Source organism: Nitrococcus sp. (genome assembly GCF_059432795.1).
Genome location: NZ_JBXWZQ010000136.1, coordinates 17,159 through 32,257 on the forward strand (window position 1 = coordinate 17,159; position 15,099 = coordinate 32,257).

Consider the following 15,099-nt stretch of genomic DNA (forward strand, 5'->3'; position numbering starts at 1 on the left):
GCTGCGCGTGGCGCTTGCCGCCGCCGACCGCGAAGCGAAGTCGCTTTGCCCGCCCCCACTGCGGGCTGCGCTGCGTCCCGCAAGGGGCTGAGAGGCAGGAACACACTGCTGACCGATTCGATTAAAACTCGCTCATCGCCGACGGGCAGGCGGCAACGCTGCTCCGCCGCAGCGCCTTCATGCCACCTGTCGGGCGGTGGCGTTGCGCGTATGCCTGATGCGATTCTGCTCGTCGCAGTAAACAAGCACGGGCCGATGGCCTTCGAGTTCCGCCTCCGGCACGAGGGCATAACAGCAGATGATCACCCGGTCACCGGGTCGCGCCTTGTGCGCTGCGGCACCGTTCATGGAAATGATACCCGAACCGCCTTCGGCGCGAATGGCATAAGTGGTTAACCGCTCGCCATTGGTAATGTTATAGATATCGATTTGCTGGTACTCCCGGATACCGGCTGCTGCAAGCAGTTCGGCGTCGATCGCGCATGATCCCTCGTATTCCGACTCCGTGTGGGTGACCCGTGCCTGATGCAACTTGCATTTCAACATCGTCAGGTACATAAGCTTCGCCTCTGTCAGCATCCTAGCTCCATGCTTCGCAGCCGACGACTCGGCGCATATTGCAGAGCAACATATTATCCATGGTCAGTCGCGGCGGTTCAACGAGAGCTCCACATTATCGATCAGCCGCGTTTCGCCGAGCCAGGCGGCCGCCAACACAACCAGCTCAGTATCGTCATCACGCGGTTCGAGCAAATCTGCGCCGCGTCGGATGGCCACGTATTCCGGGCGCATTCCGCTTTGCAGCAACATCTCACGGCCTCGCGCCTCGAGTCCTCGAAGATCCGATTCCCCCTCCTGCAGCGCGCGTGCCAGCGCTTTCAACATACGGTAGAGCTCAGGGGCCAACCCGCGTTGCGCGGGCGCCAGATAAGCGTTGCGCGAGCTGCGGGCAAGGCCGTCGGGTTCCCGCACGGTCTCCACTCCGATCACCTGCACGGGCAGATTCAGATCCGCCACCATACGCCGAACCACCAGCAGCTGCTGATAGTCCTTACGACCGAATACGGCGACATCCGGCTGCACGATGTTGAGCAGCTTGGCCACCACGGTCGCGACCCCCGTGAAATGCCCCGCTCGGCTAGCGCCGCAGAGAATGCTGGAGAGCGCCGTGACCTCCACCTGAGTGTGCCCGTCGGTGCCCTCCGGATAGAGCTCCGGGACCGACGGAGCGAACAGGGCATCGACTCCCAGCGACTGGAGCTGAGCGCGGTCCTCCTCCAGGCTCCTCGGATAAGTGGCGTAATCCTCCCCCGGTCCGAACTGGGTCGGGTTGACGAATACGCTGGTCACCACGCGATCGCCGTATTGGCGCGCCGCCTTGACCAACGCCAAATGGCCTTCATGCAGATTGCCCATAGTCGGCACGAAGCTAACCGTGAGCTGCTGGGCTCTCCAGGAACGCACCCGCGCCCGCAGCTCCGGGATCTGCTGGACGACTTGCATGCACCATTCCTATTAGAAGCAATGTTCTTCGCCCGGAAAACGACGCGCCTTGACGGCCGCCACATAGTCCTCTACGGCGGCATGAATGCCAGCTGCCCCCGCCATGAAGTCCTTGGCGAATTTCGGCGGCCGCCCGGGCGTAATGCCGAGCAGGTCCTGGAGCACCAGTATCTGGCCGTCACAACCCGGTCCCGCTCCGATGCCAATGACCGGAATGCGTAATTCGCGCGCCAACCGCTCCGCGAGCGTGGCGGGGACACATTCGAGCAGCAGCACGTCCGCGCCCGCCGCTTCCAGGGCATGGGCATCGTCGATCATGACGCGAGCACTCGCCCGGTCACGCCCTGTCACCTTATAGCCACCGAGCTTGTGGATGCGCTGCGGCAATAACCCCAAATGCGCACAGACCGGAATGCCCGCCTTCGTGAGCGCCGCCACGATACGGGCCTGATCCACCGTTCCTTCCAGTTTCACCATGCGGGCGCCCCCCTCTTGCATAAGCCGGGCGGCGTTGCGCAGTGCGGTGGGCTCATCGGGATAGCTCATGAACGGCATGTCGGCCATGATCAGCGAACGCCTGCAGGCGGAGGCAACGCATCGGGTATGGTAGACGACGTCATCCACCGTCACGGACAACGTCGTCTCATGCCCTTGGATGACCATGCCGAGGGTGTCACCGACCAAAATCACGTCGATACCGGCATCGTTCATCAAGTAAGCGAAGCTGTAATCGTAGGCGGTGAGGCAGGCAATCGCCTCGCCGGCGGCTTTCATCCGCAGCAACCGCGTGACGTTCACAGCGGGCGCAATGCGTTTACCCGACTTCTCGACGTCCATGACCTCGGCCCCCTAGCCTGGCAAAGCGCTACTTTACAGCGCCAACGGCGCCGGATTGAAGCGGCGTCGGCGCAGGCGAACCGGCGGGCTCGTCGGCATGAATGCGAGCGCTCAACGAACTCGCGTCAATGTGCGGCGATCCACGCCGGCGAGCAAGTGCTCGATACGCCCGTATCCCGGCACGTCAAGTCCGGGCGCGAGTTCGGCAAGCGGGAATAGCACGAACGCGCGATGGGCGATGCCAGGATGCGGCACGCGGAGTCCCGGCAAGGCCAGCCGTCGCTTTCCCCAGACCAGAACGTCGAGGTCAAGCGTGCGCGGCCCCCAACGCAATAGGCCGCGCTTGCGCCCCTGCCGCGATTCGATCCGTTGTAACGCCGCGAGCAGCGCGCGGGGGCTGAGATTCGTGCGCAGCTCAGCGACCGCGTTGACGTAATCCGGCTGCCACCCCGGACCCATCGGCGGGTTGCGATAAAGCGTGGACTGCGCCTGCAATCGGCACCCGGGCAATCGATTCAGCGCCCGGAGCGCTTGACGTACTTGCCTCACCGGCCCGGAGAAGTTGCTGCCCAGGCCGATGAAAACGCGCACCCGTGCTGCCATCAGACCGTGTCACTGTCCTTGCGCCGAGCGCGCCGCGGACCGGAGCGCCGGCGCCGCGCGGCCATTTCCGCGCGCTGCTCCACGGGCGCCTCCTGCAGCTGCCTCCACCATTGCGCCAACTCCGCGTCGAATTCTCCGGCTTCGGCACGCAACAGCATGAAGTCATAAGCCGCACGAAACCGCGGATGGCTCAGCAACCGCAGCGAGCGCTTGCCGGCACGGCGCTCGAAGCGGGGTTGCAGCGACCATATCTCGCGCATGGGAATGGAAAAACGCTTGGGTATCGACACGCTACGCAACTGATCTTTCAAGACCTCGCCGGCGGCTTCCTGGATCACCGCAGTCGACCCGGCGGCATTTTGCGCCGGCGCGCCGAGGCGTTGTGAAATGGCTGGCCACAACAGCGCGGCGAACAAGAAAGCGGGCGTTACCGGTCGGCCCTCGGCGACCCGGCGATCCGTATTGGCGAGCGCATGGGAGAGAAAGGCAAGCGCACTGCCGAACTCATCTTCGAGCAGCACCGCTTCGGTGTCGGGAAAAAGGTGGCCGAAAAGGCCATAGTGCCGCAGGCACTCGAAGCCTTCGAGCCCCATTCCCGTGACGAACAGCTTGAGCACCTCATCGAAGAGCCGCGCCGGGGGAATTTGGGCCAGAAGGTGCGCCATGGCCGGGATCGCCGCAGCTGTCTGCGGGTGCATGCGAAAACCCAGCTTCACGGCGAAACGCGCGGCACGCAGCATACGCACCGGGTCTTCCCGGTAACGCTGCTCCACGTCGCCGATCAGCCGCAGCACGCCTTGCCGCAAGTCGGCCATCCCGCCCGTGTAGTCGACCAGCGTAAAGTCAGCGATATTGTAGTAAAGGGCGTTTACGGTGAAGTCGCGACGCAGCGCATCCTCTTCTATGGTACCGAACACGTTGTCACGCAAAACCCGCCCGTCCTCCAGCACGCGGGCGCCCTCGTCCGCGTCTCCGGCCTTGTGCAGAGCCCGGAAGGTGGCCACCTCGATGATCTCCCGACCGAAATGCACGTGCGCCAGACGAAAGCGTCGACCGATGAGGCGACAGTTGCGAAACAGCTCCTTTACTTGCTCCGGTCTTGCATTGGTGGCGACATCGAAGTCCTTTGGCTCCCGGCCGAGGGAGAGGTCGCGAACCCCACCGCCGACCAGATAGGCGGCATACCCGGCACCGTTCAATCGATACAACACCTTGAGTGCGTTGCGACTGATATCGGCCCGCGAGATGCCGTGCTCGGATCGGGGGATGATGACCGGATCGTGGTGAATGGCAGCAAGCTCCGTCACGTACTCCCACGACTTGTCCGCACGCTAAGGGTGCGTATAATAACAAGCCTTGTGCCAAGGTGCAGGATTGGCTTCGCACAATGCCGCACTGATATCGCCAAGTTCAACCACGCTCCCATCGTCTAGCGGTTTAGGACGCCGCCCTCTCAAGGCGGAAACCGGGGTTCAAATCCCCGTGGGAGCGCCATTGCCCGGCGAGACATCAGCCACCGCAAAGGCCACGCAACTATGCCGCCTGCATGACAAGCGATACCCTGCCCCACCAGCCCCTGCGCGAACCGCATCCGGCCGGCTTGTTCAGACGCCTGGCGGCCGTATTCTACGACGCCTTGGTGCTGCTTGCACTGTGGATGCTGGCAACGGCGCTCTGGCTTCCGGCCGCGCACGGTGAGGCGATTCGGCCCGGCTCCCCGCTCTATCACGCCTATCAGCTCAGCCTGTTGGTGGTCGCATTCGCCTTTTTCGTGGGCTTTTGGGGCTGCGCGGGCTGTACCCTGGGCATGCAGGCCTGGCGGCTCAGCCTGATCCGGGCCGACGGCGAGCGGCTTCGCTGGCGTGACGCGGCGTGGCGCTTCTTCGCCGCGCTGCTCGCGTGGCTGCCGCTGGGCCTCGGGGTGCTTTGGGTACTCATCGACCGTGACCGCTTGGCCTGGCACGATCGTCTCTCCGCCACCCGCGTGGTGATGAACCGCTCACGGGCGAGCTGAGCGTTCAAACACTGCGGCGCGAGAGCCGCATGAGCCCGGCGAGCGCAACACCCAGGAACAGCACCGTCGGTCCCAGCGCGCTTGCCAGTGGCGGCAGGCCGAACACCATCGCAGCACGGTTGAGCAGCCGATTCAGCAAAAAGTAGGCGATGCCGATCAGCACGCCGATGAAGATACGCTGGCCCATGTTGGCGCTGCGCAATGATCCGAATACCAACGGCACCGTCAGCAGCAACATGGTCACGGTAGCGAGCGGCGTAGAGACCTTCACCCAAAAAGCCAGCCGGTAGCGGCTGCTATCGAGTTCGTTGTTCTCCAGGTAACGACTGTAGGTCCATAGCTCGGTGAGCGGTAGGACCTCCGGCTCGACCACCACCACGTCGAGCATATCGGGCTTGAGCTCGCTGCGATAGCGAACGCTGGCCGCACGGCTGACCTCGATAGTGCCGCCCGCGGCAAACTTCGTGGTCACCGGTGCCCGCAGCACCCAGACACCATCGTCGTATTGGGCCCGGTAGGCAGTCATGATGTATTCCAACCGCGCGCCTTGGAACGCATAGATCTGGATATCCTCGAGGACGTCCGCCTCGGGCACTTGCCGGGCATGGACATAGCGTTTCCCGTCGCGTGCCCAGAAACCCGATTCGCCCCCCGCCGACAACGAGCCACCCATGGCGTTGGCCTGCAACTCCGTCGCCAAGCGGTTGGTTCGCGGCGCCAGCCACTCACCGATTCCCATGGCCACCAAAGCGAGCACCAAGCCGGTGAGCACCATCGGACGCGCGATGGCGAGCGCCGACATACCGGTGCCGCGCATCACGACGAGCTCGGAACGCGCCGCCAGCCCGCCCAGGCCGACCAGACTGCCGATCAGCGTGGCGAACGGAAATGCCTGATAGGCACTGTAGGGTGTGGTCAGAACCACATAGATCAGCGCTAGCCATGTCGTGTAACCGCCCTGACCGCTGTCCTGACTCTCATCGATGAAGCTGAACAAAAAGTCGAGCGAGACGATCACCAGCAGCACGACCAACGTGCCGGCGGTTACGTTCCGCGCGATGTAGCGGTCGATGCGCCTCATCTTTTTTTCCCGCCCACCGCCGGCGGCCGGTGCAGGATGCGAAACCGATGCTGCAATGCGGCCAAGGCCACACCCAGCATGAGCGCGTGTACCCACCACAACCCTAAGATCTGCGGATAATGCCCCTGACTCAGCAGCTTTTCTGCGACCTTGAGAAGGTTGAAGTAAAGTACGTAGACCAAAACCGCAGTCAGGAGCTTCGCGTAGCGCCCCTCACGTGGCGCGCTCTTGCTGAGCGGCAATGCCAGCACGCACAGCACCAGCGTGACCAGCGGCATCGACAGCCGCCATTGCAACTCCGCTGCGGCGGCCGGCCCTCGGGTGCGCCAAAGCTCGCGGCTGGAGAGCGCATCACGGTGGGCGGTGAATTGCACCGGCTGGGAGGTGCCCAGGCTCACGCCGTGCTGACGAAAACGGACCACCCGCCACTCGCGCTGGCCGGGTACGCCCTGATAGCGATATCCGTCCAATAGCAAAAGAAAGCGCTCTCCGTTCTCGGGATCCACCTCCCGCCGGGCCCGTTCGGCCGCTATCAGCACCGGCTGCCCGCCCTGCTCTGCGCGAGCGAAGACACCGTGCATGACGCCCTCCGCGTCCACCGAGGCGACATAAGCCACCGTCGCCCCGCGGCCGAAGTCGAGAAACCGCCCCGGGCGCACGCCCTGCAGACGATTCGACTGCTGGGCCTCCGCCACGAGGCGCTGCGCCGTATGCTCGGCCCAGGGACCGAATACCAGCGAGAGATAACCCACCAGCAGCGCCAGCGGTACGGCCAATAGCAACAACGCCCGCGAGAGTTCCCGCGGCCCGACACCACAGGCGGCCAGTGCCGCCATTTCCGAGTCGCGGTACAAGCGCCCCAGGCCCATTATGATCGCCAGAAAAAAACTCGCCGGCAGCACGGTGCCCAGATTGGCCAGAGCCTTCAAGCCGAGCAGCGCGAAAAGAAGATTGGCCGGAATATCCCCGCTGGCGGCATCGGCAAGGAACCGGATGAACCGGTTGGTCAACAGCACCACGAGCAGAACCACGGTTACCGCCAACCAGCTTAAACCGACTTCTGCGATGACATAGCGACTCACGCGGCTGATGCGCACAAATCTGCCCCGAAATGCACTACTCTGTGCAAAAAATGATCGAAACTGCATTACGATAGAGCTTTCACCACCCTTCCGGCGTTGGTGAATGCGCTCCGCGACTCGCTACAGGAGCAGCGTAGCCAACTTGCTTTTCCAAGGAACACAAGGAGTCATCGATGGAATATGTGGTCAAAAGCGGCAGTCCGGAGAAACAGCGCTCTGCCTGCGTCGTTGTCGGGGTTTTCGAGCCCCGCCGGCTCTCCTCGGCCGCTGCCCAGCTTGACAAGGCCAGCAACAATTTCCTTTCCGGCCTCGTGCGCCGAGGCGACATGGAAGGAAAGCTGGGCAAGAGTCTGCTGGTGACCAATGTACCAGACGTGCTGTGCGACCGCGTGCTGATGATCGGCTGCGGCCGCGAGCGAGAGTTCAACGATCGCGCCTACCGCCAGGTGATCGCCACAATGGCGAGCCAATTGCAGGAAAGCGGGGCCGTCGAGGCCGTCACCTACCTCACGGATCTCGCCGTCAAAGGCCGCGATGCCGCCTGGCGGGTGCGTGATGCCGTGACTGGCGTGGCCGACACGCTGTACCGTTTCGACCGGCTCAAGGGCAAACAGGATACCCCCCGACGCCCTTTGCGCAAGCTCACCTTGAGTGTCCCGAGTCGCCGCGAGCTCAGCGCCGGCGAGCGAGCCGCGCGGCACGGCGTTGCCATCGCCCGGGGCATGGCGCTCGCCAAGGACTTGGGCAATCTGCCGGGGAACATCTGCACGCCGAGCTACCTCGCCGAGCAGGCGCGAGAGCTCGCTGATCGCCTCGAGAACCTGCGGGTGGAGATTCTCGGCCCCAAGGAAATGGAGGATCTGGGCATGGGGGCCTTGCTCTCGGTCGCCCGCGGCAGTCGCCAGGAGCCGCGGCTGATAAGCATGCACTACCAAGGCGCCGGGGAACAGACACGCCCCCATGTGCTGGTGGGCAAAGGCATCACTTTCGACTCCGGTGGCATTTCGCTCAAACCGGGCCAGGCCATGGACGAAATGAAATTCGACATGTGCGGCGCAGCCAGCGTTTTCGGTACCATCCAGGCCATCGCTGAGCTCGAGCTCGCCACCAATGTCGTCGGCGTGGTCGCCGCAAGCGAGAATCTTCCAGACGGCAACGCGAGCAAGCCCGGCGACATCGTCACCACGCTGTCGGGGCAGACGGTGGAGATTCTGAACACCGATGCCGAAGGCCGTCTGGTGCTGTGCGATGCGCTCACCTACAGCGAGCGTTTCGAGCCGGAGACCATCGTTGATCTCGCCACGCTCACGGGAGCCTGTATCATTGCGCTGGGTCAACACGCGCACGGGTTGCTCGGCAATCAGCCGACTTTGGTAAATGAGCTGCTGGCCGCGGGCAACAGTGCCGGCGATCGGGCTTGGGAACTGCCGCTGTGGGATGAGTATCAGGAGCAGCTCAAGAGCAATTTCGCCGATATGGCGAACATAGGCGGACGGGCCGCGGGCACCATCACAGCCGCTTGCTTTCTCTCGCGCTTCGCCAAGAAGCAGCGCTGGGCCCATCTGGATATTGCGGGTACCGCCTGGAAAAGCGGCGAACAAAAAGGCGCAACCGGTCGACCGGTGCCTTTGCTGGTGCAGTACCTCCTGGATCGCGCCGGCGGGCGGGCCTGACCGATGGCGCAGACTCCGCGCATCGATTTCTATCTACTGGCAAGCGAGAACACCGCAGCGCGCGAGATCTTCTGCTGTCGGCTCACCGAGAAAGCTTATCGGCAAGGCTACCAGGTGTTCATACTCACCGGCGAAGAGGCGCTGACGCGTTCGCTGGATCAGCGGCTTTGGACGTTCCGGGCGGGAAGCTTCGTGCCCCATGCAGACGCCGCGCGGGCAGATGGCGAGCCGGTGGTCATCGGCGAACAGCTCGAGGGCAAGACGGTCGACTTGCTGATCAACTTAACCGCGCAATGTCCCGAGCACTGGCAACAACTCAAGCGAATAGCCGAAATCGCCACCGACGCGCCGCACAGCTTGCACTCGGCGCGCGATCGGTTCCGTTATTACCGCAACGCCGGCGCGCAGCCCACCTATCATCGCCTGCAGATACCGTGACTCGATGCCGGCAGCATCGCTGAGCGCGGCAACCGTCAGAGGACACACTGGGTTATAGTAGATAGCTTTCGTCGCGCAAACAGACCACCGGGGCATCCATGGAGAAGACGTACGATCCAAGCAAAATCGAATCCCGTTGGTATGAGTCGTGGGAATCCAGCGGCTATTTCGCGCCGACCGGCCGGGGCGAGCCCTATTGCATCATGATCCCGCCGCCGAACGTCACCGGCACCTTGCATATGGGGCATGCCTTCCAGGATACGATCATGGATATCCTTACCCGCTACCATCGCATGCAGGGTCGGGATACCCTTTGGCAGCCGGGCACGGACCATGCCGGCATCGCAACGCAAATGGTGGTGGAACGCCAGCTCAATGCCGAGGGGAAGACGCGCCACGACCTCACGCGTGAGGCGTTCATCGACCGCATCTGGCAGTGGAAGGCGCAATCGGGCGGCACCATCACCCAACAGCTGCGGCGGATGGGTGCGTCCGTGGACTGGCAGCGCGAGCGCTTCACCATGGATGCGGGCCTCTCCGCCGCGGTGCGTGAGGTTTTCGTCCAGCTGCACGAGGAAGGCGTCATTTACCGGGGCAAGCGCCTGGTCAACTGGGATCCGGTGTTGCTCACGGCCGTCTCCGACCTCGAGGTGGTGGCGCAGGAGGAGGCGGGACACTTGTGGCACATCCGCTATCCTCTGACGCGCGGCGACGCCCACCTGGTGGTCGCCACCACCCGCCCCGAGACCATGCTCGGCGATACGGCCGTGGCGGTGCACCCCGAAGATCCGCGTTATGCTCACCTTATAGGCGAATCCGTGCGGCTGCCGCTCAGCGGGCGCGAAATTCCGATTATCGGCGATCAACACGTGGACCCCGAGTTCGGCACCGGCTGTCTCAAAATCACCCCCGCGCATGATTTCAACGATTACCTCGTCGGCCAGCGCCACGATCTGCCGCTGCTCAGCATCTTCACGGCCGCGGCTCGGATCAATGACAATGCGCCCGCGGCCTACCGTGGACTCGATCGCTTCGAGGCGCGCGAGAAGATCGTGCAAGACCTGCGGGCGATTGATTTGCTCGAGCGCGTCGACGCCCACCGCCTGATGGTCCCCCGCGGCGACCGCAGCGGTGCGGTCATTGAGCCTTATCTCACCGATCAATGGTACGTGAAGGCAGAGCGGCTGGCCGGGCCGGCGATTGCCGCGGTGGAATCGGGACGGGTTCGCTTTCTACCGGAGAACTGGACCAAGACCTATTTCGACTGGATGCGCAACATCCAGGACTGGTGCATCAGTCGCCAAATATGGTGGGGTCACCGGATACCCGCCTGGTACGATGCGGGGGGCAATGTCTACGTAGGCCGCAGCGAGGCGGAGGTTCGCCACAAATACGGTCTCGGCGACATGGCGCTGCAACAGGACGAGGACGTCCTGGACACCTGGTTCTCTTCTGCCCTCTGGCCATTTTCCACGTTGGGCTGGCCACAGTCCACCGAGGCGTTGCGGCGCTATTATCCCACGAGCGTGCTGGTTACCGGATTCGATATCATCTTTTTCTGGGTGGCGCGCATGATCATGCTGGGCGTGCGCTTCATGGGCGACGTGCCGTTTCGGGAAGTTTACATTCATGGGCTCGTGCGCGATGCCGACGGCCAGAAGATGTCCAAATCCAAGGGTAACGTCCTGGATCCGCTCGACATCATCGACGGCATCGAGCTCGATGCGCTGGTCGCCAAACGCACCACCGGGCTGATGCAGCCTCAGCTCGCGCCGGCCATCGAACGCGCCACACGCGCGCACTATCCGCACGGCATCGTCGCGCACGGCAGCGACGCGCTACGCTTCACCTTCGCCTCGCTCGCCACCACCGGCCGTGACATCGTCTTCGACCGCGGCCGGGTCGAGGGTTACCGGAATTTCTGCAATAAGCTCTGGAATGCCGCGCGCTACGTACTGATGAACACGCAGGAGCACGATGTCGGCCTCGATGGGCGCGCCATTACGCTAACACTGCCTGATCGTTGGATCATCTCGCGGCTGCAACGGGCGGAGCAGAGCGTCATCGACGGTATCCGCAGCTATCGGATGGACTACGCCGCGCAGGCGCTCTACGAGTTCATCTGGGACGAGTACTGCGATTGGTATCTGGAGCTCTCCAAGGCCGTTCTCCAGCGCTCCGACGACCCGGCGCAGCAACGCGGAGCACGACGCACCCTGGTGCGCGTCCTGGAAGCGGTACTGCGCCTGGCGCATCCGTTCATGCCTTTCATCACCGAGGAAATATGGCAGCGCGTCGCGCCTTTGGCCGGGCGAGAGGGTAAAACGATCATGCTCGAGCCTTACCCCGAGCCCGCGGCCGAACGGATCGATGAAACGGCCGAGGCGGAGCTTGCCTGGCTGCAGTCCTTCGTACTCGGGGTGCGTCGAATCCGCGGTGAAATGAACATTCCACCGGCTCGCGCGATACCGGTACTCTTGCGCCATGCGAGCGCCGCGGAGCGGCAGCGATTGACCGATAACCGCGCTTTCGTGGATACCCTGACCCGGCTCGAGTCCATCACCTATCTGGACAGTGACGACACCGCTCCGGAATCCGCCATCGCGCTGGTTGGAGAGCTTGAAATACTTGTGCCGATGGCGGGCCTGATCGATACCTCGGCTGAGCTGCAACGACTGGAAAAAGAACGGCAGCGCTTAGCCCGCGATCTGGAGCGAACGGAACAGAAGCTGGCCAATGTGAACTTCGTCGCCAAAGCACCGCAAGCGGTGGTGGCGAAGGAACGCGCCAAGCTCGCTGAGCTGCGCTCGGCCCTGGGCCGGCTCGACCGACAGTACCAGCGCGTGCAGGCCATCTAGTCCGGTTGCGCGTGGGGCATCGCGCACGGTTACCAGCTATCAGCGATGGGGCCGGCTAGTGGCTGCGCGGCGGATCGCCCTGACGGGGCCCGGGAATACCGCGGCGCGGTGGAGCGCGAAATTCATCATTGAGGTCTGGGCATGGACCTGACTGTCGTAATCCCCGTATACAACGAAGAGGAAAACATCGAGCCCCTGGTCGCGGAGGTGAGCACAGCCCTGCGGGGCTTCGGCGATTACGAAGTGATCTGCGTCGACGATGCCAGCACCGACCGCACCCGGGAGCGGCTGCGCGCGCTGCGCGCGCAATACCCACGGCTGCGCGTCATTCGCCATCTGAGCAACTGCGGCCAGAGCGCGGCGTTGCTGAGCGGAATTCGCGCCGCGAACGCGCGCTGGATCGTTACCCTCGACGGTGACGGTCAAAACGACCCCATGGATATCCCGAGACTCCTACAGGCACGGGATGCGGCGCGGGATCTACCGGGTGAGTTGGAAATGATTGCCGGTCAGCGCATGCGCCGCGCCGACGGCTGGCGGCGCCGAGCCGCCTCCTGGATCGCAAATGCGGTGCGCCGCCGCATTCTCACCGACGACACCGTCGATACCGGCTGCGGACTCAAGCTCTTTCGCCGTGATGCGCTGCTGCGGGTGCCCCATTTTGACCACATGCACCGTTTTCTCCCGGCGTTGATCCGGCGGGACGGCGGCGTGGTGGTCACGGTACCGGTGAACCACCGTCCGAGACTGCACGGCTACTCGAAGTACGGGCTCATCGACCGGCTAGTCGCCGGCATAGTGGACTTGGGGGGTGTGATGTGGCTCCAGCGTCGGCCCTGCATCGCCGCTATCGAGGAGGATACGCCATGAGCAACGAGTCCATGGTCTGGCTAGCCGTCGGCTTTGCCGGTCAGGCACTGTTTTCTTTGCGATTTCTGGTGCAGTGGCTGCGCAGTGAGCGGATCCGCCGCAGCGTGGTCCCCGTGGAGTTCTGGTATTTCAGCATCGCCGGCGGCGCCACTTTGCTCACCTACGCGGTACACCGCCAGGATCCGGTGTTCATCGTCGGCCAGCTCGGCGGCCTGTTCATCTACGCCCGCAACCTTTATTTTCTGCACTGCGAACGCGAGCCGGCGGCCGCGAGTAAAGGGACAACGGAGTGAACCGCCGCATTGGCTACCCGCTTCTGTGGTTCAGCGCCTGCAGCGTGCTGCTCGCGGCCACGTTGACGACATTCAGCCTGCTCGCCATTGATGAGACCCGCTATGCCGGTGTCGCCTGGGAGATGTTTCACGCCGGTGAGTATCTCGTGCCGCTCAACAACGGCACGCCTTACGCCCAAAAGCCGCCGCTGCTGTTCTGGCTGTTGCAGGCCGGCTGGCTGGTATTCGGTGTGAGCGAGGTATGGCCGCGCCTCGCCACGGGACTGTGCTCGTTGCTCGGCCTCTATCTCACGTTACGTTTGGCGCAGCGGCTTTGGCCACAACAGCAAGGCACCACCGCCTATCTCGCGCCGACGATCCTGCTCGCCAGCTTGCTCTGGAGCGTGTGGACTCCGATCGTCATGTTCGATGTCCTGCTTGCCGCCTGCGTGCTCATTGCCGTCACGGGGATCGCGACTGCGGCCTGCGATCGAACGCGTCGCGGGTGGGTGTTGACCGGCATCGGTGTAGGTCTGGGCATACTCGCCAAGGGACCGGTCGTTTTGCTGCACACGCTACCGGTGGCGATGCTTGCGCCCATCTGGCACCCACACCGGCAGAGCATGGGTTGGCGGGGCTGGTATGCGGGTTTGCTGGCAGCGCTGGCGCTCGGCGGGACAATAGCCCTGGCTTGGGCGGCCCCTGCGGCGCTGTGGGGCGGCAACAGTTACGCTCAGGCCATCTTTTGGAAACAAAGCGCGGGACGTTTGGTCGACTCGTTCGCCCATCGCCACGCCTTTTACTGGTACCTGCCGTGGCTGCCGCTGGCGCTTTTCCCATGGTCATTATGGCCGCCGGTATGGCGAGCGCTCGCGGGATTACGCCACGCTGGCGAGTGGCAATCACGCTTTTTGCTGGCCTGGTTGCTGCCAACCTTGGCTGGCTTCAGTCTCGTCAGCGGCAAACAGATCCACTATCTGTTGCCGCTGTTGCCCGCCTTTGCGCTTTTGGCGGCACGCGGTCTCGAGCGCGCGCCGTGCCGGCGCCACGACTGGCGAGATCAGTGGCCGGTCGCTGCAGCGATGCTCATCGTCGCCGGAATCCTGCTCTGGATCCCGGCGCGAAGCACAAACTTTCAGCATTTGCCCGACTGGGTCGCCGCCGTCTCGCCCGTCACTGCGCTCCTGGTGGCAAGCTGTGCGCTCATCGCCATGTTGCCGATGCGCAGTCTGGAGGTCCAAGCGCGGTTGCTCGCCGGATCTGCAATCGCGCTGGTCGCCGTCTTGCTGATCGGAATCGGGCGACCCGCGGCGCCTTACTATGATCTAAGCGGCGCGGCACGCATCGTCGGCTCCCTGCAAACCCACCGCACACCCGTCGCTCACGTCGGCAAATATCACAACCGCTTTCAATTCCTCGGCCGCCTGACGGCGCCGATAACCGTAATCGGCGCCGAGGAGGTACTGAGCTGGGCACATACGCATCCCCGCGGCTATATCGTGGCCTATTTCGACCGTCCGCCTCCTCTGAAAGGGAGCCTGCAACCCGAGTACATACAGCCTTATCGCAACGACTGGCTGACGATCTGGCCGAGCGCAGTGCTCGCGCAGCGCGCGGAACTCATTCCACAAATGGACTAGAATCTCTTGACAATTGACCCAGCGGGAGGAAGCTGGCGATGAACGCGGGAAAGCGGCTGGTACGTTTCTCGTAATGGCCGCCGGTGCGACGAAAGGCTCTGATCCGGCAAGAGAAGCGTTCGACGAGACAGCGATCGAACTGGCAGGACATACGGCGATGGGCTTTGCGCAGTATAAGAGGAGCTACACCGCGTCTTCCAATGATCGCAATCAAGCCTATCGGCATCT

General features: G+C 63.5%; 15 protein-coding genes and 1 tRNA gene. 9 read left to right on the top strand and 7 right to left on the bottom strand.

What is annotated here, in order from left to right; translation table 11 throughout:
- Positions 1–177: 177 nt before the first annotated feature.
- From panD to pcnB, 5 genes are all read right to left on the bottom strand, one after another.
- Positions 178–558, bottom strand: coding sequence for an aspartate 1-decarboxylase (gene panD / locus AC52Q4_RS10150; protein ID WP_495536696.1), 381 nt, complete (start codon positions 556–558; stop codon positions 178–180).
- Positions 559–642: 84 nt separating this feature from the next.
- A complete protein-coding gene (gene panC / locus AC52Q4_RS10155) occupies positions 643–1,503 on the bottom strand; it encodes a pantoate--beta-alanine ligase (RefSeq protein WP_495536683.1) in 861 nt (286 codons plus the stop codon).
- Between the two features lie 12 nt (positions 1,504–1,515).
- Complete coding sequence (gene panB / locus AC52Q4_RS10160; RefSeq protein ID WP_495536684.1) at positions 1,516–2,340, bottom strand: 3-methyl-2-oxobutanoate hydroxymethyltransferase; 825 nt, start codon at positions 2,338–2,340, stop codon at positions 1,516–1,518.
- Positions 2,341–2,451: 111 nt separating this feature from the next.
- Positions 2,452–2,946, bottom strand: a complete 495-nt coding sequence (gene folK, locus AC52Q4_RS10165) for a 2-amino-4-hydroxy-6-hydroxymethyldihydropteridine diphosphokinase (protein WP_495536697.1) — start codon at positions 2,944–2,946, stop codon at positions 2,452–2,454.
- The gene (gene pcnB, locus AC52Q4_RS10170; RefSeq protein ID WP_495536685.1) at positions 2,943–4,250 is read right to left on the bottom strand and encodes a polynucleotide adenylyltransferase PcnB; all 1,308 of its coding nucleotides are present in this window, start codon (positions 4,248–4,250) and stop codon (positions 2,943–2,945) included. The genes folK and pcnB overlap by 4 nt, the downstream gene beginning before the upstream one ends.
- 111 nt (positions 4,251–4,361) lie before the next feature.
- Here pcnB and AC52Q4_RS10175 point away from each other — a divergent pair.
- Positions 4,362–4,437: transfer RNA gene (locus AC52Q4_RS10175), tRNA-Glu, on the top strand.
- A 52-nt stretch (positions 4,438–4,489) separates the two neighbouring features.
- The gene (locus AC52Q4_RS10180) at positions 4,490–4,957 is read left to right on the top strand and encodes an RDD family protein (protein ID WP_495536686.1); all 468 of its coding nucleotides are present in this window, start codon (positions 4,490–4,492) and stop codon (positions 4,955–4,957) included.
- A gap of 4 nt (positions 4,958–4,961) precedes the next feature.
- On the opposite strand, the gene lptG is transcribed toward AC52Q4_RS10180, so the two are convergent.
- The gene (lptG, locus tag AC52Q4_RS10185) at positions 4,962–6,038 is read right to left on the bottom strand and encodes an LPS export ABC transporter permease LptG (RefSeq protein ID WP_495536687.1); all 1,077 of its coding nucleotides are present in this window, start codon (positions 6,036–6,038) and stop codon (positions 4,962–4,964) included.
- The gene (gene lptF, locus AC52Q4_RS10190) at positions 6,035–7,120 is read right to left on the bottom strand and encodes an LPS export ABC transporter permease LptF (protein WP_495536688.1); all 1,086 of its coding nucleotides are present in this window, start codon (positions 7,118–7,120) and stop codon (positions 6,035–6,037) included. The genes lptG and lptF overlap by 4 nt, the downstream gene beginning before the upstream one ends.
- Positions 7,121–7,293: 173 nt before the next feature.
- Here lptF and AC52Q4_RS10195 point away from each other — a divergent pair, with 173 nt between their 5' ends.
- The 7 genes from AC52Q4_RS10195 to AC52Q4_RS10225 form a co-directional block, all read left to right on the top strand.
- Positions 7,294–8,793, top strand: a complete 1,500-nt coding sequence (locus tag AC52Q4_RS10195; protein WP_495536689.1) for a leucyl aminopeptidase — start codon at positions 7,294–7,296, stop codon at positions 8,791–8,793.
- Positions 8,794–8,796: 3 nt separating this feature from the next.
- Positions 8,797–9,231 (top strand): DNA polymerase III subunit chi, encoded by a 435-nt coding sequence (locus AC52Q4_RS10200; protein WP_495536690.1) that lies wholly within the window; start codon positions 8,797–8,799, stop codon positions 9,229–9,231.
- 98 nt (positions 9,232–9,329) lie between these two features.
- Positions 9,330–12,089 (top strand): valine--tRNA ligase, encoded by a 2,760-nt coding sequence (locus AC52Q4_RS10205; RefSeq protein WP_495536691.1) that lies wholly within the window; start codon positions 9,330–9,332, stop codon positions 12,087–12,089.
- A gap of 141 nt (positions 12,090–12,230) precedes the next feature.
- The gene (locus AC52Q4_RS10210; RefSeq protein WP_495536692.1) at positions 12,231–12,959 is read left to right on the top strand and encodes a glycosyltransferase family 2 protein; all 729 of its coding nucleotides are present in this window, start codon (positions 12,231–12,233) and stop codon (positions 12,957–12,959) included.
- Positions 12,956–13,252, top strand: coding sequence for a lipid-A-disaccharide synthase N-terminal domain-containing protein (locus tag AC52Q4_RS10215; RefSeq protein WP_495536693.1), 297 nt, complete (start codon positions 12,956–12,958; stop codon positions 13,250–13,252). Before AC52Q4_RS10210 ends, AC52Q4_RS10215 begins: the two co-directional genes overlap by 4 nt.
- The gene (locus AC52Q4_RS10220) at positions 13,249–14,871 is read left to right on the top strand and encodes an ArnT family glycosyltransferase (protein ID WP_495536694.1); all 1,623 of its coding nucleotides are present in this window, start codon (positions 13,249–13,251) and stop codon (positions 14,869–14,871) included. Before AC52Q4_RS10215 ends, AC52Q4_RS10220 begins: the two co-directional genes overlap by 4 nt.
- A gap of 13 nt (positions 14,872–14,884) precedes the next feature.
- The coding region (locus AC52Q4_RS10225; RefSeq protein ID WP_495536695.1) for a hypothetical protein at positions 14,885–15,099 on the top strand (215 nt) is incomplete at its 3' end.